Here is a 21,762-nt window from a genome sequence, read left to right on the forward strand (position 1 = left end):
CGTACTGATGAAAGAGGAGGCTTTCCGGATGCTGGTCCGTACCGCGCACGAGCGCGGCGTCACGACCCTGACCCTGGACTCCCCGCACAACCGCAACGCCCTCTCGACCGGGCTGGTCGGGGAGTTACGGGACGCACTCGCGCGGGCGGCCGACGACCCCACCACCCGGGCCGTGGTCCTCACCCACACCGGCAACACGTTCTGCGCCGGCGCGGACCTCACCGAGCCGCATCCCATGGGCCCGCGCGAGATCGCCGCGCTGCTGCGCTCGATCGTCGCCCTGCCGAAGCCGGTGATCGCCGACGTGCGCGGGCACGTACGGGCGGGCGGGCTGGGCCTGGTCGGGGCGTGCGACATCGCCCTGGCGGGAGCGAATGCGACGTTCGCGTTCACGGAGGCGCTGCTCGGGCTCGCCCCGGCGGTGATCTCCCTGCCGCTGCTACCGCGCCTGGACGCCCGGGCGGCCAGCCGCTACTTCATGACGGGCGAGCGCTTCGGGGCCGAGGAGGCGGCGCGTATGGGGCTCGTGACAGCGGTGGGAGATGACCTGGACGCCGTGCTGAAGGGGTTGCGGAGGGCGTCGCCGCAGGGGCTCGCGGAGTCGAAGCGGCTGGTCACGGAAGAGGTGCTGCGGATCTTCGACCGCGATGCGGAGAAGATGGCCGAGCTGTCGGCACGGCTGTTCGCGTCGGAGGAAGCGCGGGAGGGCATGGCCGCGTTCCTGGAGAAGAGGGAGCCGGAATGGACGCGGTGACGGACACCGCCGCTGTCGACAGGTCGCCGAAACAGGACCGCAGCCGGGTGACGCGGCAGCGGCTCCTGGAGGCAGCGATCGCCTGCCTGGCCGAGTACGGCTGGGCGGGTTCGACGGTGGCGGTGGTGGCCCAGCGGGCGGGGGTGTCGCGGGGAGCCGCGCAGCACCACTTCCCCACCCGCGAGGACCTCTTCATCGCGGCGGTGGAGTACGTGGCGGAGGAGCGCACGGCGGCGCTGAGGTCCGTGGCCCACCCGCTACGGCTCATCGTGGGCCCGGCACGCCACTACGGCGTCCTCACGGAGCTGATCAACCTCTACACGGGCCCGCTCTTCCGCGCGGCCCTCCAGCTGTGGGTGGCCGCGGCGAACGACCGGAACCGCCTCGGCGCCCGCGTGGCCGAACTGGAGGCCCGCGTCGGCCGCGAAGCCCACCGCATGGCGATCGACCTGCTCGGCGTCGACGAACGGACCCCCGGCGTCCGCGAGACCGTCCAGGGTTTCCTGGACATGGCCCGCGGGCTGGGCCTGGCGACCCTGCTGACGGACGACAGCGCGCGGCGCGAACGCGTGGTGGGGCAGTGGGCGACGATTCTGGAGGGGGTGCTTCGTCGCTAGACCGCTAGGTGAGCGACGAAGGCGGCCCAAGAGCGGGCCGGGAAGAGGAGGGCGGGGCGGTGGACGGCTTTGCTGTCCCGGACGGGGACTAAGCCGGGTATGTTGACGACGATTTCCAGGCAGTTGTCGCCATTTTGACCATTACCAGGGCCGCTGTAGCTGCTCTTACGCCACATCGAAGCGGACAGGTCACAGCTCGCCTTCACGTTCATACTCCTCTGCCACCGCCTGGATCAGGGACAACGACGGCTCCGGTGCCAATGCCACTGCCCCCGCCAGTGCGTACGCCTCTTCGAGCCCGCGTACCAACGCCGGGTCGTCCATCAGGTTGCCGACCTTGGGCCCTTCCGTGTAGGCCACTGGCGGAGCATCCTCGAACGTCATCAGCGTAAGCGCCCCGCCCAGCGCCGGAGCGCCGGCTTCGAAGGGCACGACCTGTACGCCAACTCGACGCCTTCGCGCCAGAGCTGCCAGGTGGAACAACTGCTCGCTCATCACACGCGCGCCACCAAACCTGCGGCGGATCGCAGCCTCGTCCAGGATGACCCACAGCGACGGCTCGGTTGGATGATCGAGGATCCGCGCCCGCTCCATTCGCGCGGCCACCCACTCCTGAACCTTGTCCTCCGGCGCGAAGGGAAATCCGCCCAGGAAGACTGCCCGAGCGTAAGCTTCCGTCTGCAGTACGCCAGGAATGAACGTAGGTGCGTACTCGCGGATAGATGTCGCGACTCCTTGGAGATAGGCAGCTTCCGCGAAGTAGTCGGCGAACGGCGAGTTGTTGATCAGCTCCTCGCACATCCGCCCGAAGAACCCGTCCGTCTCCAGCTCCGCATCGATCCGCTGTGCGACGTCGAGCTGCGGCTTCCGCAACCCGGTCTCGAACAGGCCGATGTACGTGCCCGAGCAGAACACTCGCGTGCCCAGCGTCTGCTGGCTGATCCCGGCGGCCTCGCGGCGCCGTCTCAGCTCGGATCCGAAGAAGTCCCAGCCCACCTTGGACTGCCCGTACCATCCTGCACGCCCGGATTCCTTCACCGGCATGACCTCGCTTCGCCACGGGTACTGTTCCTCGCCGTCCGAGCGTAGTCCCGCAGAGCTACCGGATACGTACAGTCCGTAAAACAGCCCTCGCTTCAGTGACCCCCCACCCCATCCGTCAGAATGGAAGCGTGCGGATCATGTTCGTCGGCGACTCGATGACTGTCGGTAGCGTCGGTGACATCACCTGGCGCTACCGCATGTGGCGACACCTCGCGTCCACCCACGGCGGCCCCTTCGCCGTCGTCGGCCCTCGCGACAGCCTCTACGACCCCTACGACCCCGACGGGTCACTCGCCTACGGCGAACCCGACTTCCCCGGCCCCGCCCGTCGCCACCTCGCCGGTTGGGGCGAAGGCTGGCAGCACATGGCGCCGATCATCGGCGACGCCGTACGTGCCGGCCGCGCCGACACCCTGCTCATCTCCCTCGGCCTCATAGACCTCGGCTTCTACACCAACGCCGAGCAGACCGCCGAGAACGTCCACCGTTTCTTCTCTGAAGCCCGCGCCGCCAACCCCCGCCTCCGAGCCGTCCTGCTCCCCGTCATCCTCAACGTTCGAGCGGCGGGCGAGCCGGACTTCGCCGCCGAGTGCGAGTACTTCAACGAGCTGCTCGGCAAGGCCGTCGCCGACCTCACCGAGCCCGCCTCGCCGCTCCTCCTGGCGTCCCGCCCGGAGGACTGGGACCTCGACCGGGACACCTACGACGGCACGCACCCGTCCGCCCGGGGCGAGCACCGCATTGCCGCCGCGTTCGCCGACGCGATGTACCAGGCGTGGGACGTGGGCGACCAGTACGACCACCCGAGCATCCCCCACTAGCTCACCGGACTCAGCGGCCTCACCAGGCGAACGCCTCCGGCGACGGCCCCGGGCCCGGGAAGATGCCGTCGAGGGCCGTCAGCAGATCCTCGTCCAGGCGCAGTGCCACCGCACGGAGGGCGCTGTCGAGTTGCTCCCGGGTGCGGGGGCCGATGATCGGGCCCGTCACGCCGGGGCGGGTGAGCAGCCAGGCCAGGGCGACCTCCCCCGGTTCCAGGCCGTTCTTTTCGAGCAGGTCCTCGTACGCCTGGACCTGCTCGCGCACCGTGGTGTTCGTGAGGGCGTCGGCCGAGCGGCCGGACGCGGCGCGGGCGCTGCCGCCCTCGCGCTGCTTGCGGAGGACGCCGCCGAGGAGGCCGCCGTGGAGCGGGGACCAGGGGATGACGCCGAGGCCGTAGGCCTGGGAGGCGGGGATGACCTCCATCTCGGCTCGGCGCTCGGCGAGGTTGTAGAGGCACTGTTCGCTGACGAGGCCGAGGGTGCCGCGGCGGCGGGCCGCCTCGTTGGCCTGGGCGATGTGCCAGCCGGCGTGGTTGGAGGAGCCCGCGTAGATGATCTTGCCCTGCTGGACGAGGACGTCGATGGCCTGCCAGATCTCGTCCCAGGGGGTGGCCCGGTCGACGTGGTGGAACTGGTAGAGGTCGATGTGGTCGGTCTGCAGGCGGCGCAGGCTGCCCTCCACGGCCCGGCGGATGTTGACCGCTGACAGACGGTCGTGGTTGGGCCAGTTCGCGCCGTCCGGGCCCATGTTGCCGAAGACCTTGGTGGCGATGACGACCTTCTCCCGACGCCCGCCGCCTTGCTTGATCCAGCTGCCGATGATCTCCTCGGTGCGGCCCTTGTCGTTGCCCCAGCCGTAGACGTTGGCGGTGTCGAAGAAGTTCAGGCCCGCGTCGAGCGCGGCGTCCATGATGACGTGGCTGTCGGCCTCGTCCGTCTGCGGACCGAAGTTCATGGTGCCGAGGACGAGCCGGCTGACCTTGAGTCCTGTGCGTCCGAGCTGCGTGTACTCCATGACGGTTCAGCCAACGCCCTGGAACGTGCTCAAGGCAAGGGTGCCCCGCCCATCATCCGGAGCATCTCCCGTCCGCCTGTGCGGAAGAAGCGGACGACCAGCACCGCGGCAAGAGCCAGGAAGGCGATGTTGAGGTACGTCGTGTAGTTCCAGCGCACCCCCTCCATCGGCACGTGCGCGTCCGCCTGGTCGGGGATCAGCCCCAACGCCCCGAACACGACCTCCACCGCGTACCCGGCGAGGACCATGGCGACGTAGAAGGTGCCCAGCAGATACAGGGCCGTCCGGGTGCCGTAGTACTTCCGGTAGATCGTGAGGATGGGGATGATCAGCAGGTCGGCGAAGATGAAGGCCACCACCCCGCCGAAGCTGATGCCGCCGGTCCAGAGCACGACGGCCAGCGGGACGTTGCCGATCGAGCAGACGAACGAGGCGATGGCGACCAGCGGCCCGATGATCGGGCCCCACAGCTTGACGGCCAGTGGGTGGCCCTCGAAGAACAGGGCCTGCCAGAAGGTCTCGGGCACCCAGGCGGCGATGGCCCCGGCGATGAGCAGGCCGAGGACGAGGTCGCGGAGGATGGCCGCCCACTCCATGACGAAGACGTGGGAGGTGGCGGTGAAGCCCGGGCGGGACAGCAGGCGCCGGAGGAACGATCCCTCGCCACCCACCGACATGTCCATCGCGGCGTGGCCCTCCATCGACCCCGCCACGCCCCGTTCCGCCTGCACCCGTGCCTCTCGCAGCAGCCCCTCCCGCAGCGTGAGCCGGAACAGCACCGCCAGCACCGCGATCATCAGGAAGCCGCCGGCGAACTCGGCGGCGGTGAACTGCCAGCCCATGAGGAGGGCGAGGATCACGCCCAGCTCGACGACCAGGTTCGTGGAGGCGATCTCGAAGGCCATCGCCGCCGTGAAGTGGGCGCCCTTCACGAACAGCGAGCGGGCGAGCGCCACGGCGGCGTACGAGCAGGAGGACGAGGCGGCACCGAGCCCAGCTGCTGCCGCCAGTGTGCGGGGCCGGTCGTCGCCGAGTGCCGCGACGACGGCCGCTCTGCGCACGACGGCCTGGACGACGGCGGACAGCGCGAAGCCGAGGATCAGCGCCCAGGTGATCTCCCAGGTCATGGCCCCGGCGATGGTCAGCGCGTGCAGCACGGCATGGATCACGCGCTCCAGCATGCCGCGACGGGCTCCGCGGGGACCGCAGGCAGCACCGGACGCCGGCGGGCGTCCGGCTCTACTTCACCGCGGCCACCACGGCGACGACGACGAGCATCACGGCGAGCGCACCGGTCATGATCCGGTTTCTGGTCTTGGGGTCCACCCCTTGAGCGTAACCGGCCGGGTCAGGAGCCCAGCTCCCAGGCCGCGACCGTCTCGTACCGGGGACGCTCGCCGGGCACGCCGGAGACCGGCAGGCGGCTGCGGATCAGCTCCAGGCGGTCCGCTCGCCACTCCCGGCCGCGGAAGCCGGTGAGGGCGTCCGCGTACGGCCGCAGATGGGCGTGGCCCGTGCCCCGGGCGAGGGTGAGGTGGGGGTGGAAGGAGTGGGTGGTGTCCCCGGGGACGCCCGCCCGGCGGCAGGCGGCGGCCGTGGTGCGGGCGAGGGACCGCAGCGCGTCCACGTCGCCCTCGGCGCCGACCCACAGGACGCGGTCGCCGAAGCGGCCGCCGCCGGCCAGCCGCAGCTCGTGCGGGGGGTGGCGGTGGGCGGCGCGGGCGAGTCGCTCGCCGAGGCCGATCACGAGGTCCTCGCCGACCTCGCCGAGGAAGGCGAGGGTGAAGTGCCAGGTGGCGGGCTCGGCCCAGCGCAGCCGGGAGGCGCCGGGCAGGTCGTGCAAATCCCGGACCGCCGCACCGAGTTCGGCGAGGGCGGCCGGGGGCGGGGTCACGGCGACGAAGAGGCGCATGGGGCCAGTGTCACCCGGACGACCAGCCCCCGCCGCTCCGCGTGGCGGCGGGGCGGGACGGGCGTAGGGGCCGGGGCGGGGGCCCCGGCCCGCACGGAGATCACGCCGCCGCCGTCATCCGCGACGCGCGCTCCCCTTCCGTACCCACGGCCCGGCGCGGAACGAAGGCCACATGCGTATGGCCGCGCCGGAGGTCGATCTTCAGGCGGAGGTCGCCGGCCCGGGCCAGGGCCAGGCCGATGGCGGACGCCGCGAGCAGCGAGACGACGCCACCCGCCAGGAAGCCGGTCCTGGGCCCGTACGTGTCGGTGATCCAGCCGACGAGCGGAGCACCGAGCGGCGTACCGCCCATGAAGACCATCATGAAGAGGCTCATCACCCGGCCGCGCAGGGCGGGGTCGGAGGCCATCTGGAGGCCGGAGTTGGCGGTGACGTTGATCGTCAGTCCGCACATCCCGATGGGGACGAGCAGCAGCGCGAAGACCCAGAAGGAGGGCGCGAGCGCCGCCGTGATCTCCAGTGCGCCGAAGAGGAAGGCGGCACCGACCAGCATCCGCATCCGCGAGGTGCCGCGGCGGGCGGCGAGCAGCGCGCCGACCAGCGAGCCGCCGGCCATCAGGGTGTTGAGGAGGCCGTAGGTGCTGGCGTCGGCGTGGAAGACGTCGTTGACGAACGCCGTGAGCCAGATGGGGAAGTTGAAGCCGAAGGTGCCGATGAAGCCGACCAGCACGATGGGCCAGACGAGCTCCGGGCGCCCGGCCACGTGGCGCAGGCCCTCCCGCAGCTGCCCCTTGCCGCGCGGGGCGGGGTCGGTGCGGTGCAGCTCGGACGTCCGCATCAGCAGCAGGCCCGCGATGGGCGCCGCGTAGGACAGTCCGTTGAGGAGGAAGGCCCAGCCGCTGCCCACGGCTGTGATCAGCACACCGGCGACGGCCGGGCCGACCAGGCGGGCGGACTGGAAGTTGGCGGAGTTGAGGCTGACGGCGTTGCGCAGGTCGGCCGGGCCGACCATCTCGGCCACGAACGCCTGCCGGGCGGGGTTGTCGACGACGGTGACGAGACCGAGCACGAAGGCCGTGAGGTACACGTGCCAGACCTCGACGAGCCCGGTGAGGGTGAGCGCGGCGAGCGCGAGCCCGGTGACGCCCATCGCCACCTGGGTGATGAGCAGCAGCCGCCGCTTGGGCGACCGGTCGGCTATGACGCCGCCGTAGAGGCCGAGCAGCAGCATGGGCAGGAACTGCAGTGCCGTGGTGATGCCCACGGCGGCCGAGGAGCCGGTGATGCTGAGGACCAGCCAGTCCTGGGCTATCCGCTGCATCCAGGTGCCGGTGTTGGACACCACCTGTCCGGCCGCGAAGAGCCGGTAGTTGCGGATGCGGAGCGAGCTGAAAGTGCCTCCCTTGGTGTGCAGGGAGGTGGTGCGTGCGTCGTCGTGGCGGTTCGGTGCGGGTGCGGAGTCTGCTCCGGGTCCCGAACTCAAGTGGTTCGCCTCCTTCTCGTGCGCTTACAGGTGTGCGAGCTTCTCCAGCACGGGCGCGGCGGCGCGAAGGGTCGCCCAATCGTCGTCGTCCAGCTGCCCCGCCAGCTCGGCGAGCCAGGCGTTGCGCTTGCGCCGGCTCTCCTCGAGCATGGCCTCGGCCTGCTCCGTCTGCCGGACCACCTTCTGGCGGCGGTCCTCGGGGTGTGGTTCGAGCCTGACCAGCCCCTTGCCCTCCAGCAGCGCGACGATGCGGGTCATCGACGGCGGCTGCACGTGCTCCTTGCGCGCGAGCTCCCCGGGTGTGGCGGAGCCGCAGCGGGCGAGGGTGCCCAGGACCGACATCTCGGCCGGGCTGAGCGACTCGTCGACACGCTGGTGCTTGAGTCGGCGGGAGAGTCGCATGACGGCCGACCGCAGTGCGTTCACGGCGGCGGTGTCTTCGGGGTCGGAGGTGCGGGACAGGTCCGGCATGAAAATTAGGTTAACTCATTACCTGCTCTAAAGAAAAGTTGCCTCGTGGGGCGGACGGAAGCACACGAGGGGAGCGCTCTCGCATCGGAACGGGGCGTCGCATCGGAACGGGGCGTCGCAGCGGAACGGCGGGTGTACGGGGGTGTGCGGGGGTGTACCTACGTACACCTCTGCTCGGCAGCCAGCCGCAATGGCAGGCGCTCCGCGACCCGGCATCGTCGGAGGCGAACAGGAAACACCACCCGAGGGGGAGCTTCGACATGCGCGTGACCTGCGCGTTCCTGACCGTGGCCTTTGTGGGCGCCGGGGCCCTGGGCGCCGCCCAGCCCGCGACCGGCATACCTACCGAGGTGGTCCAGCTGACGCAGTTCGGCCCGGCGCTCGGCGTGGCGCTGGTCGCGCTGCTGTGGCCGGCCCGCACCCGGGAGCTCCTCGCCGGTGGCCCCGCGTCGAGCCGCCCCCGTGCCGGGGCACTGCTGCTCCTCACGGCCCCGCTGATCATCGCGGCGGCCGCGGGCGCGTACGCCGTCCTCGACGGGGACGCCCACGTCACCTCGCCGGGGGACCTGGACCACCCCTTCGCGCTGATCGTCGTCGCCCAGCTGATCGGCGCGTGCGGCGAGGAGATCGGCTGGCGGTGCCTGCTCCAGCCGCAGTTGCGCACCCGCTTCGGCCCGCTCGCCTCGTCGGTCGTGGTGGGCGCGGTGTGGGGCGTGTGGCACGTACAGGTCTTCGCGCAGGACCCGCTCTACGCGGCCGGGTTCCTGCTGGGCGCGGTGGCGCTGTCGGTCGTCCTCGGGCTGGCCCTGGAGGGGACGGGGGGCGTGGCGCGGCTGCTGCTCGCGGGCGGCTTCCACGCGCTGATCAACCTCGGCATGCTGCTCTTCATGGACGAGGAGGCGGGCGCGGTGCTGCCGATGGTGCTGTTCGGGGCCGCGTGCCTGGGGGCCGCGGGGCTGTGGGCGTGGCGGAGCAGCGCCGGGGAGGCGGCTGCCGTCCGTACCCGCTCTAAGATCCCGACGGTCCCCGCCCTCCCCCGTCGATAGGCGTACGTCCCCATGACCCCGGCCGCCGCCGTCTCCCGCGCCTGCCTCGCCACGGTCCGGTGCCAGCTGGCGAGCCTGCTCGCCCTGGCGGTCCTGGTCACCGGCCCGCTCGTGGTGGGCGCCCTGCTCCTGCTGCCGGTCGGCGTGGGCTTCCGGCTGCTGCCGCCCGCGGCGAGGGCGCTGCGGTCCCTGTCCGACCGGGCCAGGGACCGGGCGGCGCGCTGGTCGGCCGTCCCCGTCAGCCCGCCGGACCCGCTGCCGCGGGCCGGCGGTGGGGCGATGCTGGCCGACGCCGGGTTCCGGCGGGACCTGCTGTGGGCGTGGCTGGAGCCGGCGACGGGCGGGCTGCTGGTGGCCGTACCGCTCGCGCTCGTCGAGTACGGGGCGTTCGGCGCGTTCGTCCAGCCGTTCGTGTGGCGGCTGATCGACGACGGCAACTGGTACGCGTTCGTGCCCGTGCGCAGCACCGGCACGATGGTGGCGGCGCTCGTCCTCGGCCTGGCGTTCATCGCCGCCGGGCTGTGGGCGGCGCCCGCCGTGCTGCGGCTGCACGCCCGCTGGAGCCGCCTGCTGCTCGCGGCGCCGCGCAGCGCCGAACTCGCCCGGCGCGTCGAGCGGCTCACCGACACCCGCGCCCGGGCGCTGGACGCGCAGGCGGCCGAGCTGCGGCGCATAGAACGCGACCTCCACGACGGTGCGCAGGCCCGGATCGTCGCGCTCGGCATGACCCTGGACCGGGCCACCCGGCTGCTGGACACCGACCCCGACGCCGCCCGGGAGCTGCTGCTGGAGGTCCGTAGCACGTCCGAGCGGGCCCTGCGGGACCTGCGCGAGCTGGTGCACGGCATCCATCCGCCGGTCCTCGCCGACCGCGGCCTCGGCGACGCCGTCCGGTCGCTGGCGCTCGACAGCCCCCTCGACGTCCACGTGGAAGCCCGGCTGCCGGGCCGCCTCCCGGCGCCGGTCGAGTCGGCCGCCTACTTCGCGGTGGGCGAGGCGCTGACCAACGCGGCCAAGCACTCCGGCGGCCGGGAGGTGCGGATCGCGCTCACCCACGAGGACGGCGTGCTGCGGGCGACCGTCACCGACGACGGGCGCGGCGGCGCCGACGCCGCCCGGGGCACCGGGCTGCCGGGGGTGCGGCGGCGGTTGGATAGCTTCGACGGCGTCCTCACCCTGGACAGCCCGCCGGGCGGTCCGACCACCGTGACGTTGGAGATCCCGTGCGCGTCGTCCTCGCCGAAGACCTCTTCCTGCTCCGCGACGGGCTGATCCGCACCCTGCGCGAGCACGGGTGCGAGGTGATCGACGTCGACAACGGCCCGGCTCTGCTGCGCGCCCTGATCGACGAGGAGCCGGACGTCGCGGTCGTCGACGTCCGGCTCCCCCCGACGTTCACCGACGAGGGTCTCCAGGCCGCGCTGGAGGCCCGCCGCCGGCGCCCCGGCCTGCCGGTGCTGGTGCTGTCGCAGTACGTGGAACAGCTCTACGCCCACGAACTGCTGGCGGGCGGCGAGGGCGCCGTCGGCTACCTGCTCAAGGACCGGGTGACCAACACCGAGCAGTTCGTGGACGCGGTACGGCGGGTGGCCGCGGGCGGCACGGTCATGGACCCTCAGGTCATCGCCAAGCTGCTCACCCGCGGCGAGGCCAGGGGGACGACCGGCGCCCTGACGCCCCGCGAGCGGGAGGTACTGGGGCTGATGGCCGAGGGCCGTTCGAACGCGGCCGTGGCGGGCGCCCTCCACATCAGCGAGAGCGCGGTGGCGAAGCACACGGCGAGCATCTTCACGAAGCTCGGCATCGCCCCGTCGCCGGACGACAACCGCCGGGTGCTGGCGGTGCTGGCCCACCTCAGGAGCTGAGGCCCAGCTCCTGAGGCGAACCCTTCAGCGGCTCACTTCACGCCGAGCAGGCGCTCGATCGGGTCGAGCATGAAGTAGACGAGGAAGCAGAGCCCGACGACGTTGAGCAGCCAGGGGATCTCGCGCGCCCGCTTGTCGGCGATCCGCAGGACGATGAAGGCGAGGACCCCGATGCCGATGCCGTTCGTGATCGAGTAGGTGAACGGCATGGAGATGATCGTCAGGAACGCGGGGATCGCGATCGTGAAGTCGTTCCAGTCGATCTCCTTGACGTTGGACGCCATGATCAGGAAGCCGACGACGACGAGCGCGGGGGTCGCGGCCTGGGCCGGGACGACGGTGGCGAGCGGGGTGAAGACCAGGGCGAGCAGGAAGAGCCCGCCGGTCATCAGGTTGGCGAGACCGGTACGGGCGCCCTCGCCGACGCCGGCCGTGGACTCGACGAAGCAGGTGTTGGCGGAGGCGGAACCGGCACCGCCGGCCGCGACGGCCACACCGTCCATCATCAGGATGCGGCCCATGTTGGGCAGCTGGCCCTTCTCGTCGGTCAGACCGGCCTCCTCGCCCACACCGATGATCGTGCCCATGGCGTCGAAGAAGCCGGACAGCAGCACGGTGAAGACGAACAGGCAGCCGGTCAGCAGGCCGACCTCGTGGAAGCCGCCGAAGAGGCTGACGTCACCGATGAGCCCGAAGTCCGGGGTGTCCACGATCTTGCTGGGCCAGGTCGGGACGGACAGGCCCCACTGGGCGTCCGGGACCTTGGCGATCGAGTTGATGACGATCGCCACGACCGTCATCACGACGATGCCGATGAGGATCGCGCCGGAGGTCTTCCGCACCAGCAGGACGAAGGTCAGCAGCAGACCCACCGCGAACACCAGCACCGGCCAGCCGTGCAGCTGACCGCCCTGGCCCAGGCCCAGCGGAACCGTGGTGTGGGCGGCGTCGGGGTTGCGGGAGACGAAGCCGGAGTCGACCAGGCCGATCAGCGAGATGAACATGCCGATGCCGATCGCGATGGCCCGGCGCAGCCCGCCCGGGATCGCGTCCATGACGCGCTGCCGCAGACCGGAGGCGACCAGCACCATCAGCACCAGACCGGCCAGCACGACCATGCCCATCGCGTCCGGCCAGCTCATCTTGGGCGCCAGCTGGAGCGAGACGACGGCGTTGATGCCGAGGCCGGCGGCGCAGGCGATCGGCACGTTGCCTATCGCGCCCATGAGGACGGTGCTGAGGCCGGCCATCAGGGCGGTGGCGGTGACCAGCTGGCCGTTGTCCAGCTGGTGGCCGAACTTGTCCTGACCCGCCCCGAGGATGATCGGGTTCAGCACGATGATGTACGCCATCGCGAAGAACGTCGCCAGGCCGCCGCGCAGCTCGCGGGCGACGGACGAGCCGCGCTCGCTGATCCGGAAGTAGCGGTCGAGGGCGTTCCTGCCGGCGGGCGGCTGGACGGGCGACGAGGGCGACGACTGGGCGTCGTCGATCGCGGGGGTGGCCGAGGTGGGCATGGAGGGGAGTACCTCAGTCGTAGGGCCCCGGGAGGGCGAGGGAGACAACAAAAAAGATCAAGATCAGGTTTTGATTTGGATATTCATCCAATGCAACCCGATCAAATCTCGTTCGATTCAGTATGAATAAACAAACGCCGAATGGCTATCTCCGCGCGTAGACCCCGGTGGCGCAAGGGCTCCACGAGCGGGCGCCACCCGGTCACGGACTAGGCTGGCGGGCATGACGAAGTGGACACCTACGCACGAGGCGCCCGAACCGCTGGAGGGGCCGGTCGTCGCGACGATCACCGGCGGTACGGTCCTGTGGTTCGTCCTCTTCCTCGCCCAACTGCCGTTTTATGGGTGGTTCGAGGGGCGGGGGCATGCGTGGTGGGTGTGGACGTGTCTGGCCGGTGGGGGGCTGGGGCTGATCGGGGTCTGGTACGTGCGTCGGCGCGATGCCGCGATTAAGCGGGCGCGGGGGTCCGCCGACCTGAGGTGACCGGTTCGGGTGCGGACCGTGGGTGGGTTTGTGCCCACCCGTTCCGCCCCAGCGGAACGACTGCCCACAAACCGGCCGCCTCGGAAGGCCGACCGCCCCGCGCGCCCTTACCGTCGGAGCATGAGCTCCGGTCTCAGCTCTCGTGAGGTCGCTGATCGCGTCGCGCGCGGGGAGGTCAATGACGTCCCCGTCCGTTCCTCGCGGTCCACCAAGGAGATCGTCCGGGCCAACGTCTTCACCCGGTTCAACGCGATCATCGGGGTGCTGTTTCTGATCATTCTCGTCGTCGGGCCCATTCAGGACGGGCTCTTCGGGTTTGTGATCGTCGCCAACACCGCGATCGGCATCGTCCAGGAGCTGCGCGCCAAGAAGACGCTCGATTCGCTGGCCGTCATCGGTGAGGCGAAGCCCACGGTCCGCAGGGACGGAGCGGCCGTCCCTGTCGTCACCGGGGCGATCGTGCTCGACGACGTCATCGAGCTCGGGCCCGGCGACAAGTGTGTGGTCGACGGCGAGGTCCTGGAGGCGGACGGGCTGGAGATCGACGAGTCGTTGCTCACCGGCGAGGCCGACCCCGTTCTCAAGCGGCCCGGCGACAAGGTGATGTCCGGCTCGTTCGTGGTCGCCGGCGGTGGCGCGTACACCGCCACCAAGGTCGGCCGGGAGGCCTACGCCGCCCAGCTGGCCGAGGAGGCCACCCGGTTCACCCTTGTCCACTCCGAGCTGCGCACCGGCATCAGCACCATCCTCAAGTACGTGACCTGGCTGATGCTGCCCGCCGCCATCGGCCTCGTCGTCAGCCAGCTCGTCATCGAGGAGCACGACTGGCAGGAGGCCGTGCGGCGCATGGTCGCCGGGATCGTGCCGATGGTGCCCGAGGGGCTGGTGCTGCTCACCTCCGTCGCCTTCGCCATCGGGGTGATCCGGCTCGGCCGCCGGCAGTGCCTGGTGCAGGAGCTGCCGGCCATCGAGGGGCTGGCCCGCGTCGACGTCGTCTGTCTCGACAAGACCGGCACCCTCACCGAGGGCGGCATGGACGTCAGCGAACTCCGTGTTCTGGCCGAGGCCCGGGAGTCGGCCCGGGAGTCGGCCCAGGAGTCCTCCGTACGCCACGTGCTCGGCGCCCTCGGTCAGGCCGATCCCCGGCCCAACGCCAGCCTTCAGGCGATCATCGACGCCTATCCCGACGGCACCGGCTGGCGCTGCACCGAGACCCTGCCCTTTTCCTCCGCCCGCAAGTACAGCGGCGCCGTGCTCGACGGCCCCGACGGCGGCTCCGCCGGCACCTGGCTGCTCGGCGCCCCCGACGTCCTCCTGCCTGTTGGACACGTCGCGCTCGCCGAGGCCGACTCGCTCAACGCCCGGGGGCTGCGGGTCCTGCTGCTGGCCCGCGCCGACCGGGGGCTCGGCGATCCGCGGGTGACCGAGGACGTACGGCCGGCCGCCCTGGTCGTCCTGGAGCAGCGGCTCCGCTCCGACGCGGCGGACACCCTGCGGTACTTCGCGGAGCAGGACGTCGCCGCGAAGGTGATCTCCGGCGACAACGCGGTGGCTGTTGGAGCCGTCGCCGCCAAGCTGGCGCTGCCCGGGGCCGAGGCGCCGGTGGACGCCCGCCGGCTGCCGGCCGGGCCGGAGGAGATGGGCGCGGCCCTGGACCGGGGTGCGGTCTTCGGCCGGGTCACCCCGCGGCAGAAGCGGGACATGGTGGGCGCCCTCCAGTCGCGCGGCCACACCGTGGCGATGACGGGCGACGGCGTCAACGACGTACTGGCCCTCAAGGACGCCGACATCGGCGTGGCCATGGGCTCCGGTTCCGAGGCCACCCGGGCGGTGGCCCAGATCGTGCTGCTGGACAACAGCTTCGCCTCCCTGCCCTCGGTCGTGGCGGAGGGGCGGCGCGTGATCGGCAACATCACGCGGGTTGCGACGCTGTTCCTGACGAAGACGGTCTACTCGGTCCTGCTGGCCGTGCTCGTGGTCTGCACCCACGTGCCGTACCCGTTCCTCCCCCGCCACCTCACCCTGCTGTCGACCCTGACGATCGGCGTCCCGGCGTTCTTCCTGGCCCTCGCGCCGAACAAGGAGCGGGCGCACCCGCACTTCGTGCGACGGGTGATGCGCTACGCCGTGCCCGCCGGGCTGATCGCGGGGGTGGCCACGTTCGCCGCGTACCTGCTGGCCCGGCACGTCTACACGGGCGTGGACGCGTTGGGCGCGGAGACGAGCGCGGCGACGCTGACGCTGTTCCTGATCTCGCTCTGGGTGCTGGCGATCATCGCGCGGCCCTACACCTGGTGGCGGGTGCTGCTGGTGCTGGCGATGGCCGCGGGCTTCCTGGTGGTGCTGGTGACGCCGTCTCTCCAGCACTTCTTCGCGCTGCGGCTGGTGGGCGCCCCGATGCCGTGGGCGGCCGTGGCGATCGCCGCCGTGGCGGCGATCGCCCTGGAGATCACCTGGCGCTGGGTGGGCCGCCGCTTCCCGGCGTAACCCCCTGGCCGACGGCCCCCGGCGTCAGATGCCCGGCTTCTCGTCCTCCAGGAACCCCTTGATCTGCTCGCGCAGCTCGGGCGTGTCCTCGTGCTGGTGCACGGACACCGCGTGCTCGGTGGCGGCCTTCAGGACCTCGTCCTCCTCGCCCGCGATGCGCAGCGTGCAGTTCGACTCGCTGGGGAACCTGCGGCAGTCGGCGACCTTCCTGGTCATGACAGCCTCCCGGAATCGGGTGCCTTCATGCTCAGGATAGGTCCGCCGACCGCGCGGGACACGGGCCCTCAGTCGAACCAGCGGTCCCGGGCCAGCTCCTCCGTCCGCGACGGGTCCTCCAGCAGCGCCGCCGCCTCGAAGCGGCGCGACCACGCGCCCGCCGACCAGGCCAGACCCGCCGCCAGGCCCTCCAGCGTCGCCGCGTGGAGGACGCCGTCCGGGCCGTGGCGCCAGTCGAGCGCCACGCCGCCGACCACCAGCTCCTCGTGCTCGACGTACGTGGCCGGCGCGCCCGGGAGCAGGACGCGCAGCCCCTCCGGCACCTCGCGCTCCTCGCCGTCCCCGGCCGGGACCGTCACCGGGAACACCTCGCTGAGCGGTCGCACCTGCAACAGCTCGGCGAGGGCGGCGGCGCGGTCGGGGCGTACGGGCAGCAGCGGGAGGCCCGCCGCGAGGGGCAGCAGGTCGGGGGCGTCCGCGACCAGGACGTCCGTCGCGTCGCCGACCTGCACCTCGCCGTCCACCACGGCCGCCAGGTCGTCCGGCAGCGTCACGTCCTCCGGGTCCAGCTCCGCCAGCGCGCTGTACAGGCCGTGCAGCTGGGCGGGGCTCACCGAGCGCTCCGGGTCCGCGAGGCGGCCCAGGAGCTCGGCCGCGCCGCCCGGCTCGTCCAGCAGGGCGGCGACGGAGGTCCGTACGCCCAGGGCGCGCAGCACCTGCTCGTCGGCGAGGTCGCCCGCGTCCGCGGCCTCGTACAGCCCGGCCAGCAGCGGGTCGCCGCCCTTCACACGCAGGCCGGCGGGGCGGCGGCCGTCCAGGACGGGGTGGCCGCGCAGCCACCAGGCGGTGTACGGGCGGACGGACTCGGTGGTGCCGTCCGGCAGCAGCACCCGCACGGGGGCGGTCAGCGCGTCGCGCAGCGGCGGCCGGGAGAGCATGGCGAGCGCCCGGGGCCAGGCGTCGTCGTCGACCAGGTCGAGGTCGCGCACGGCCGTGATCTCGGTGGCGACGGGCGGCACCGGGGTGTCCGGCAGCCGGTCGAGGACGTCCTCGCACCACACGTCCACCGCGTCCAGCAGCCCGGCGTCGTCCGGCTCGGCGTAGTCGCCGTCGCGCGGCTCCAGCTCGTCCGGGTCGAGGACGACGTCGGTGGCGCGTACGAGCGCGAAGTCGGCCAGGACGCCGACCGCCGTCAGCGGCTGCTCGCCCCAGCGCTCCACGAGCTCGGCGTCGCAGGCCGCGAGCTCGCCGGGCCGGATGACGCTCTCGAAGGCGCTGCCGGGCAGCACGAGTTCCCCGGCGGGGGCCAGCTCGCCGTCCTCGTCGGGCAGCGCGAGGGCGCCGAGCCACGGCTCGTCGCCCGGGGCCAGGCCCGCGTCGCGCACCAGCGCGAGGACGACCTCCGCGAGGGCCTCGGCGTCCAGCCCCTCGTCGTCCCAGGACTCCTCGGCGTCCAGCGAACCGGCCACCGCGGCCCGCACCTGAGGCGTGGTCAGCACGGCGCGCGGCGAGCTCGGCGTGGCGCCGAGCTTCTCCAGCAGCGGGTGGGCGGCGTCCGGGTGGGCGACCTTCAGGCCCAGCCGCGACAGCGACTCCGAACCCTCGCCGTCGGTGGGCGGCAGCAGCACCTGGCGGGGGCCGACGGCCGTCCGCCCGTCGGCCAGCGGCACGGGCAGGCCGGTCAGCCGGTCGGGGTCGACGCCGGCGAGGCTGTCGTAAAGGCGCCACCACCAGTCCGCCGGGCGCTCGGCCCCGGCGAGACGGTCGATCGCCTCGCCCAGCGGCACGCGTGCGACACCCAGCGCGCGGAGCTCCTGGCGGCGCTCCAGGCCGGCGGGCAGCAGGTTCGAGAACAGCTCGCCGAGGACGGCGACCGTCTCGGCGCCCGCGCCCTCCACGACCTCGGCGTCCGCCGGGCGCAGCGCGATCCGCTCGGGGGTGCCGGGCGCGGCCGGGTCCTCCCAGCTCTGCCCCGCCGCGTCCGGGCCCACCTCCCAGGGGATGCCCTCGATGCCGCCGCCCGTGGGCAGTGCGGGCTCGGCGCCGGCCTCCGCCGCCAGGGACGCCGCGCTCGGCAGGAACGGCACGCGCGGCAGCCGCTCCAGCACCAGGCGGCGCAGCTCCGCGTCCACCGCGCCCGTGGCGAGCGGCGCCGGGACCAGGTCCAGGCTGCCGGTGGTGACCGGGTGCCAGGTGCGGAGCAGCTCCGTGTAGACCTCGGCGGCGCGCTCGGTGAGGAAGTCCGTGAGCGGACCGGGGGCCGTGTGGCGGCGCGTCGGCTCCAGCGGGAACGTGGCGATCAGCAGGCCCGGCAGGCCCTGCGGCTCGTCCGTGGGCGTCGGGGCGTGGAGGACGGGCGCGGTGCGCGGACGCGCGGGCGCGCCGTCAGGGCCCGCCGGGACGGCCCAGGTGACGGACCAGTACGGGCGCAGCCGCTCCTCGACCGGGCGGTCGGCGAGCAGGGCCGGGTCCAGCGCGCCGCCGGCCCGCTCGACGCGCCAGCGCGTCGGGGCGGTGCGGGCGCTGTCGTCGACGACGACGTAGGGGCCCTCCTGGCGGCGCGTCAGGGTACGGACGCCACCGCCCGGCGTCTCGATGACGATCTCGGACAGACCGGGCAGGGTCAGCAGCAGCGCGTCGTCGACGGCGGCCAGCAGACGGGCGGTCAGATCCTCGGCGGCGCCGTCGCGCAGGGGCAGGACGACGACCGTGTCGTAACCGGCGGGGGCCGAGCCCTCGGCCGGGAAGGGCAGACGCAGCAGCGGCACGTGGCCCTCGCGGCGGCGGAGCTCGCCGCCGAGGCCGGGGCTGCCGAACGCGGACTCCTGGGTGAGCGCCCGGGCCTCGGTCAGGGACCAGCGGACGCCGCCGGTGCGGCCGACGATCGCGGGCTCGTCGCTGACGGCGAGGACGGCGGCGAAACCGACGCCGAACCGGCCGACCGCCGGCTCGTCGGTGCCGCGCTTCGCGGAGGCGCGGAGGGTGGAGAGGGACTCCATGCCGGTGGCGTCGAGGGGAGCGCCGGTGTTGGCGGCGGCCAGCGTGGCGGGACCGCCGGCGTGCGCGGCGTGGAGGGTCAGCCGGAGCCGGCCGGGGACGCCGGCACGGGCGGCGGCGTCGGAGGCGTTCTGGGCGAGCTCGACGACGAGACGGTCACGGTAACCGCCGAGGGCGAGGTCCTCCTCGGCGTTGGCGTCCTCCCGGAACCGCGCGGGCGAGGCCACCCAGGCATCCAGCACCCCCCGCCGCAACCGCGCCGTCCCGAACGGATCCACTCCGATACCGGTCACCTAGAGTCGTCTCCTTGTATGGGTTTGTGGGGTCGGGGGCGGGTCCAGCCGGTTTGTGGGCAATCGTTCCGCTGGGGCTGGGGGCACCTCCCAGCGGTAGCTGGGGGAGGGTGGGCACAAACCGGCCCACCGGGCCGCACCGAATCCGTCAGGCGTGGCCGAGGTCGGCTTCGTCCTCAGCCGGCTGCGCCGGCTCCCGCAAGCGCAGCTCGTCCACCAGCGTCTCGTCCACCACCGGCTCCGCCGCCCGCGGAGCCTTCGGCACGACGGCCGCCTCCGAGTGCCCCCCGCACCCGTACGCCAGCGACACCACGTGCCCGTCCGCCGGGCCGAACTCGTTGGCGCACACACCGAACGCCTGGCCGAGGGAGCCGCCGATCGGGACCAGGAAGCCGCAGCTGACGCAGGACGCCGGGGCCGCCTGGGCCATCGGGGTCTTGGAGCCGTGCGACTCGTCCCAGCGGTCGGCGGCCGTGTGCAGGCCGTAGCGGGAGAGGACCCGGGCGCGACGCATGCCCAGCTCCTCGGCCAGGGCCGTGATGGAGCCGCGTGCCGGGGTGGTGGGCTGGGCGGAAGGCGAGCCGGCGGTGACGTCGGCGTCCTCGGCGTCGGCGAGCTCGGCCGCGGCCGGCGGCACCGCGCGGACGGAGTTCGGCGGCGGCTCCTCCTCGCCGGACCAGCCGGGCTCCAGGCGGAGGTCGTCGGAGCGGGTGGGCAGGAGGTCGCCGGGGCCCATGTCGCCGGGGCGCAGGCGCTCGCTCCAGGGCACCCATTCGGGGGCGAGGAGCGCGTCGGGGCCGGGGAGGAGGACGGTCTCGTCGAGGGTGACGTTCTTGGCGCGGGAGGCGCGGGCGACGGTGACGGCCCAGCGCCAGCCGCGGTAGCCGGGGTCCTCGCAGGCGAAGTAGTGCGTGACGACACGGTCCCCGTCGGCGGCGACCGCTACGTGGTCACCGACCTTCCCGGGGCGCGCGGCCTCCTCGGCCGCCTCCCGGGCGAGTTCGACCGCCTCGGCGCACAGGCGGTCCGGGGTACGGCTTCGCATCGCAGCACTCACAAGAATCGATTCTCTCTTCCACGCCGTCTCACGAGTGCGCCAGCCGAACGGTTCGGGGCCACGGACGGAGCGGACCGGGGGACCGCGTCGACGTCCGCGCCCGGACGGTCTCGGGCGCACCTGTCATCACCCATTCTGCGGGATCGGGACTCGGGGTGCGGCCAAAGCGGCGACCGGTGGCGCGCTACGCACGCTACCCCGCGCGGCCGCCCGGGGGACACCCGGGCTTCGGCGAGCCTCCGGGCGCGCCCCGCGGACCCCCCGAAAGTGCCCTGGCCGATGTCAGTTGGGGCAGTATGGCGTGGTGGGAGCCATCCGGTCAGCCGAGGGCGGCCCGGTCCGCCGTACGGCCCGGGGCGCCGGTCGCGTGCTGCGCGCGCCCTTCACGGCGGCCGCCCGGGGGGTCCGCAGGGCGACACACGCGCACGGCGCGGGCGAGTCGGGGCTGGGCAAGCTGATCGAGTTGCACGCCGTGAATTCGGCGGGTGACATGCTGATCACAGTGGCGCTGGCGTCGACGGTGTTCTTCTCGGTGCCGACGGACCAGGCGCGGGGCCGGGTGGCGCTGTACCTGGCCGTGACGATGGCGCCCTTCACCCTGCTGGCCCCGGTGATCGGGCCGCTGCTGGACCGGGTGCCGCACGGGCGGCGCGCGGCGATGGCGGGGGCGATGCTGACGCGGGCGCTGCTGGCCCTGACGATGTCGGGCGCGGTGGCGACCGGGGGGCTGGAGCTGTATCCGGCGGCCCTGGGCGTGCTGGTGGCGTCGAAGGCGTACGGGGTGGTGCGGTCGGCGGTGGTGCCGCGGCTGCTGCCGCCGCGGATCGCGCTGGTGAAGGCGAATTCGCGGGTGACGCTGGGCGGGCTGCTGGCCACGGGCCTGGCGGCCCCGCTGGGGGCGGGGCTGCATCAGCTGGGGCCGGAGTATCCGTTGTACGGGGCGTGCGCGGTGTTCGCGTTCGGTACGTATCTGTCGTTGTCGCTGCCGCACGGGGTGGACTCGGCGAAGGGCGAGGTCCGGGTCCGGCTGACGGCGGAGGCGGCGGCGCGGCGGCGCGGCAAGGGGCGGCGGTCGCGGCCGGGGCTGCGCACGGTGGGCGCGTCGGTGCTGCACGGGCTCCAGGCGAACGGCGCGCTGCGGATGCTGTCGGGGTTCCTGACGTTCTTTCTGGCGTTCCTGCTGCGGGTGCATCCGCTGGGCGGGCTGAGTCCGGCGTTGTCGCTGGGCGTGGTCGCGGTGGCGGCGGGTACGGGGAACGCGCTGGGCACGGCGATAGGGGCGCTGCTGCGCTCGCGGGGGCCCGAGAAGATGATCGCACTGGTGCTGTCGGTGACCCTGGGGACGACGGTGGTGGCGGCGGCGTTCGGCACCGCGTTCTTCGTGGTCGTGGTGGCGGCCGTGGCGGGCGTGTCGCAGGCGCTGGGCAAGCAGTCGCTGGACGCGCTGATCCAGCGGGACGTACCGGAGGAGGTGCGGACGTCCGCGTTCGCCCGTTCGGAGACGTTGTTGCAGATGTGCTGGGTGGTGGGCGGCGCGATCGGCATCCTGCTGCCGCTGAACGGCGTGCTGGGCCTGTCGGTGGCGGCGGCCTTCCTGACGCTGGGTGCCGTCACTGCCGTCCGGGGCCTGCTGACCGCGGCCCGGCGCGGCTCGCCGCACCCGCGCGTGGCCTGACCCGGCTT

General features: G+C 72.9%; 20 protein-coding genes. 9 read left to right on the plus strand and 11 right to left on the minus strand.

What is annotated here, in order from left to right:
* Window positions 1-7: 7 nt before the first annotated feature.
* A complete protein-coding gene (locus AC07BS_RS06170; RefSeq protein ID WP_478930540.1) occupies window positions 8-754 on the plus strand; it encodes an enoyl-CoA hydratase family protein in 747 nt (248 codons plus the stop codon).
* On the plus strand, window positions 742-1,371 hold the full coding sequence (locus AC07BS_RS06175; RefSeq protein WP_478930542.1) for a TetR/AcrR family transcriptional regulator: 630 nt from the start codon (window positions 742-744) through the stop codon (window positions 1,369-1,371). Before AC07BS_RS06170 ends, AC07BS_RS06175 begins: the two co-directional genes overlap by 13 nt.
* On the opposite strand, the gene AC07BS_RS06180 is transcribed toward AC07BS_RS06175, so the two are convergent.
* Both AC07BS_RS06180 and AC07BS_RS06185 read right to left on the minus strand, forming a co-directional pair.
* A complete protein-coding gene (locus tag AC07BS_RS06180) occupies window positions 1,368-1,583 on the minus strand; it encodes a DUF397 domain-containing protein (protein ID WP_478930544.1) in 216 nt (71 codons plus the stop codon). The two genes, AC07BS_RS06175 and AC07BS_RS06180, sit on opposite strands and share 4 nt — an antisense overlap.
* Window positions 1,561-2,415, minus strand: coding sequence for a helix-turn-helix domain-containing protein (locus AC07BS_RS06185; RefSeq protein WP_478930546.1), 855 nt, complete (start codon window positions 2,413-2,415; stop codon window positions 1,561-1,563). The genes AC07BS_RS06180 and AC07BS_RS06185 overlap by 23 nt, the downstream gene beginning before the upstream one ends.
* 137 nt (window positions 2,416-2,552) lie before the next feature.
* Here AC07BS_RS06185 and AC07BS_RS06190 point away from each other — a divergent pair, with 137 nt between their 5' ends.
* Window positions 2,553-3,236 carry a GDSL-type esterase/lipase family protein gene (locus AC07BS_RS06190; RefSeq protein WP_478930676.1) on the plus strand — a complete coding sequence of 228 codons (684 nt, stop codon included), beginning with the start codon at window positions 2,553-2,555 and terminating at the stop codon, window positions 3,234-3,236.
* Between the two features lie 19 nt (window positions 3,237-3,255).
* Here AC07BS_RS06190 and AC07BS_RS06195 read toward each other — a convergent pair whose 3' ends face one another.
* From AC07BS_RS06195 to AC07BS_RS06215, 5 genes are all read right to left on the minus strand, one after another.
* Window positions 3,256-4,251 carry an aldo/keto reductase gene (locus AC07BS_RS06195; RefSeq protein WP_478930548.1) on the minus strand — a complete coding sequence of 332 codons (996 nt, stop codon included), beginning with the start codon at window positions 4,249-4,251 and terminating at the stop codon, window positions 3,256-3,258.
* Between the two features lie 29 nt (window positions 4,252-4,280).
* The gene (locus AC07BS_RS06200; protein WP_478930678.1) at window positions 4,281-5,417 is read right to left on the minus strand and encodes a permease; all 1,137 of its coding nucleotides are present in this window, start codon (window positions 5,415-5,417) and stop codon (window positions 4,281-4,283) included.
* Window positions 5,418-5,599: 182 nt separating this feature from the next.
* Window positions 5,600-6,163: an RNA 2',3'-cyclic phosphodiesterase gene (thpR, locus tag AC07BS_RS06205; protein ID WP_478930550.1), complete on the minus strand. Its 564-nt coding sequence runs from the start codon at window positions 6,161-6,163 to the stop codon at window positions 5,600-5,602.
* 100 nt (window positions 6,164-6,263) lie between these two features.
* Window positions 6,264-7,646 carry an MFS transporter gene (locus AC07BS_RS06210; RefSeq protein ID WP_478930552.1) on the minus strand — a complete coding sequence of 461 codons (1,383 nt, stop codon included), beginning with the start codon at window positions 7,644-7,646 and terminating at the stop codon, window positions 6,264-6,266.
* 24 nt (window positions 7,647-7,670) lie between these two features.
* Window positions 7,671-8,117, minus strand: a complete 447-nt coding sequence (locus AC07BS_RS06215; protein WP_478646367.1) for a MarR family winged helix-turn-helix transcriptional regulator — start codon at window positions 8,115-8,117, stop codon at window positions 7,671-7,673.
* Between the two features lie 260 nt (window positions 8,118-8,377).
* On the opposite strand from AC07BS_RS06215, the gene AC07BS_RS06220 reads away from it, so the two are divergent.
* The 3 genes from AC07BS_RS06220 to AC07BS_RS06230 are packed head-to-tail and all read left to right on the plus strand — an operon-like array spanning window position 8,378 to window position 11,028.
* Window positions 8,378-9,163 carry a CPBP family glutamic-type intramembrane protease gene (locus AC07BS_RS06220; RefSeq protein WP_478930553.1) on the plus strand — a complete coding sequence of 262 codons (786 nt, stop codon included), beginning with the start codon at window positions 8,378-8,380 and terminating at the stop codon, window positions 9,161-9,163.
* A 12-nt stretch (window positions 9,164-9,175) separates the two neighbouring features.
* A complete protein-coding gene (locus AC07BS_RS06225) occupies window positions 9,176-10,435 on the plus strand; it encodes a sensor histidine kinase (protein ID WP_478930555.1) in 1,260 nt (419 codons plus the stop codon).
* Window positions 10,387-11,028: a response regulator transcription factor gene (locus tag AC07BS_RS06230; RefSeq protein WP_478646374.1), complete on the plus strand. Its 642-nt coding sequence runs from the start codon at window positions 10,387-10,389 to the stop codon at window positions 11,026-11,028. Before AC07BS_RS06225 ends, AC07BS_RS06230 begins: the two co-directional genes overlap by 49 nt.
* 32 nt (window positions 11,029-11,060) lie before the next feature.
* Here the strand turns inward: AC07BS_RS06230 and AC07BS_RS06235 are convergent, their stop codons facing one another.
* A complete protein-coding gene (locus AC07BS_RS06235; RefSeq protein ID WP_478930558.1) occupies window positions 11,061-12,545 on the minus strand; it encodes an NCS2 family permease in 1,485 nt (494 codons plus the stop codon).
* A gap of 223 nt (window positions 12,546-12,768) precedes the next feature.
* Here AC07BS_RS06235 and AC07BS_RS06240 point away from each other — a divergent pair, with 223 nt between their 5' ends.
* Entirely contained in the window at window positions 12,769-13,029 is a 261-nt protein-coding gene (locus AC07BS_RS06240) for a DUF2530 domain-containing protein (protein ID WP_478646378.1), read from the plus strand.
* Window positions 13,030-13,149: 120 nt separating this feature from the next.
* Entirely contained in the window at window positions 13,150-15,516 is a 2,367-nt protein-coding gene (locus tag AC07BS_RS06245; protein ID WP_478930560.1) for an HAD-IC family P-type ATPase, read from the plus strand.
* Between the two features lie 24 nt (window positions 15,517-15,540).
* Here AC07BS_RS06245 and AC07BS_RS06250 read toward each other — a convergent pair whose 3' ends face one another.
* The 3 genes from AC07BS_RS06250 to AC07BS_RS06260 all read right to left on the minus strand — a co-directional run bounded on the left by AC07BS_RS06250 (window position 15,541) and on the right by AC07BS_RS06260 (window position 20,067).
* Window positions 15,541-15,732, minus strand: a complete 192-nt coding sequence (locus AC07BS_RS06250; RefSeq protein ID WP_478646382.1) for a DUF1059 domain-containing protein — start codon at window positions 15,730-15,732, stop codon at window positions 15,541-15,543.
* 68 nt (window positions 15,733-15,800) lie between these two features.
* Window positions 15,801-19,022 (minus strand): sacsin N-terminal ATP-binding-like domain-containing protein, encoded by a 3,222-nt coding sequence (locus tag AC07BS_RS06255; protein ID WP_478930562.1) that lies wholly within the window; start codon window positions 19,020-19,022, stop codon window positions 15,801-15,803.
* A gap of 148 nt (window positions 19,023-19,170) precedes the next feature.
* Window positions 19,171-20,067: a DUF3027 domain-containing protein gene (locus AC07BS_RS06260; protein WP_478646385.1), complete on the minus strand. Its 897-nt coding sequence runs from the start codon at window positions 20,065-20,067 to the stop codon at window positions 19,171-19,173.
* A 316-nt stretch (window positions 20,068-20,383) separates the two neighbouring features.
* Here AC07BS_RS06260 and AC07BS_RS06265 point away from each other — a divergent pair, with 316 nt between their 5' ends.
* Window positions 20,384-21,754 carry an MFS transporter gene (locus tag AC07BS_RS06265; RefSeq protein ID WP_478646387.1) on the plus strand — a complete coding sequence of 457 codons (1,371 nt, stop codon included), beginning with the start codon at window positions 20,384-20,386 and terminating at the stop codon, window positions 21,752-21,754.
* Window positions 21,755-21,762: the final 8 nt, after the last annotated feature.

This window comes from Streptomyces sp. NPDC044063 (assembly GCF_056434285.1).

Excerpts from the sequence above, each read along its gene's own strand:
- AC07BS_RS06215 (WP_478646367.1), bottom strand. The coding sequence starts at position 8,117 with ATGCCGGACCTGTCCCGCACCTCCGACCCCGAAGACACCGCCGCCGTG.
- AC07BS_RS06260 (WP_478646385.1), bottom strand. The coding sequence starts at position 20,067 with ATGCGAAGCCGTACCCCGGACCGCCTGTGCGCCGAGGCGGTCGAACTC.
- AC07BS_RS06235 (WP_478930558.1), bottom strand. The coding sequence starts at position 12,545 with ATGCCCACCTCGGCCACCCCCGCGATCGACGACGCCCAGTCGTCGCCC.
- AC07BS_RS06175 (WP_478930542.1), top strand. The coding sequence starts at position 742 with ATGGACGCGGTGACGGACACCGCCGCTGTCGACAGGTCGCCGAAACAG.
- AC07BS_RS06240 (WP_478646378.1), top strand. The coding sequence starts at position 12,769 with ATGACGAAGTGGACACCTACGCACGAGGCGCCCGAACCGCTGGAGGGG.
- AC07BS_RS06170 (WP_478930540.1), top strand. The coding sequence starts at position 8 with ATGAAAGAGGAGGCTTTCCGGATGCTGGTCCGTACCGCGCACGAGCGC.
- AC07BS_RS06250 (WP_478646382.1), bottom strand. The coding sequence starts at position 15,732 with ATGACCAGGAAGGTCGCCGACTGCCGCAGGTTCCCCAGCGAGTCGAAC.
- AC07BS_RS06225 (WP_478930555.1), top strand. The coding sequence starts at position 9,176 with ATGACCCCGGCCGCCGCCGTCTCCCGCGCCTGCCTCGCCACGGTCCGG.
- AC07BS_RS06190 (WP_478930676.1), top strand. The coding sequence starts at position 2,553 with ATGTTCGTCGGCGACTCGATGACTGTCGGTAGCGTCGGTGACATCACC.
- thpR (WP_478930550.1), bottom strand. The coding sequence starts at position 6,163 with ATGCGCCTCTTCGTCGCCGTGACCCCGCCCCCGGCCGCCCTCGCCGAA.
- AC07BS_RS06180 (WP_478930544.1), bottom strand. The coding sequence starts at position 1,583 with ATGAACGTGAAGGCGAGCTGTGACCTGTCCGCTTCGATGTGGCGTAAG.
- AC07BS_RS06220 (WP_478930553.1), top strand. The coding sequence starts at position 8,378 with ATGCGCGTGACCTGCGCGTTCCTGACCGTGGCCTTTGTGGGCGCCGGG.
- AC07BS_RS06185 (WP_478930546.1), bottom strand. The coding sequence starts at position 2,415 with ATGCCGGTGAAGGAATCCGGGCGTGCAGGATGGTACGGGCAGTCCAAG.
- AC07BS_RS06195 (WP_478930548.1), bottom strand. The coding sequence starts at position 4,251 with ATGGAGTACACGCAGCTCGGACGCACAGGACTCAAGGTCAGCCGGCTC.
- AC07BS_RS06245 (WP_478930560.1), top strand. The coding sequence starts at position 13,150 with ATGAGCTCCGGTCTCAGCTCTCGTGAGGTCGCTGATCGCGTCGCGCGC.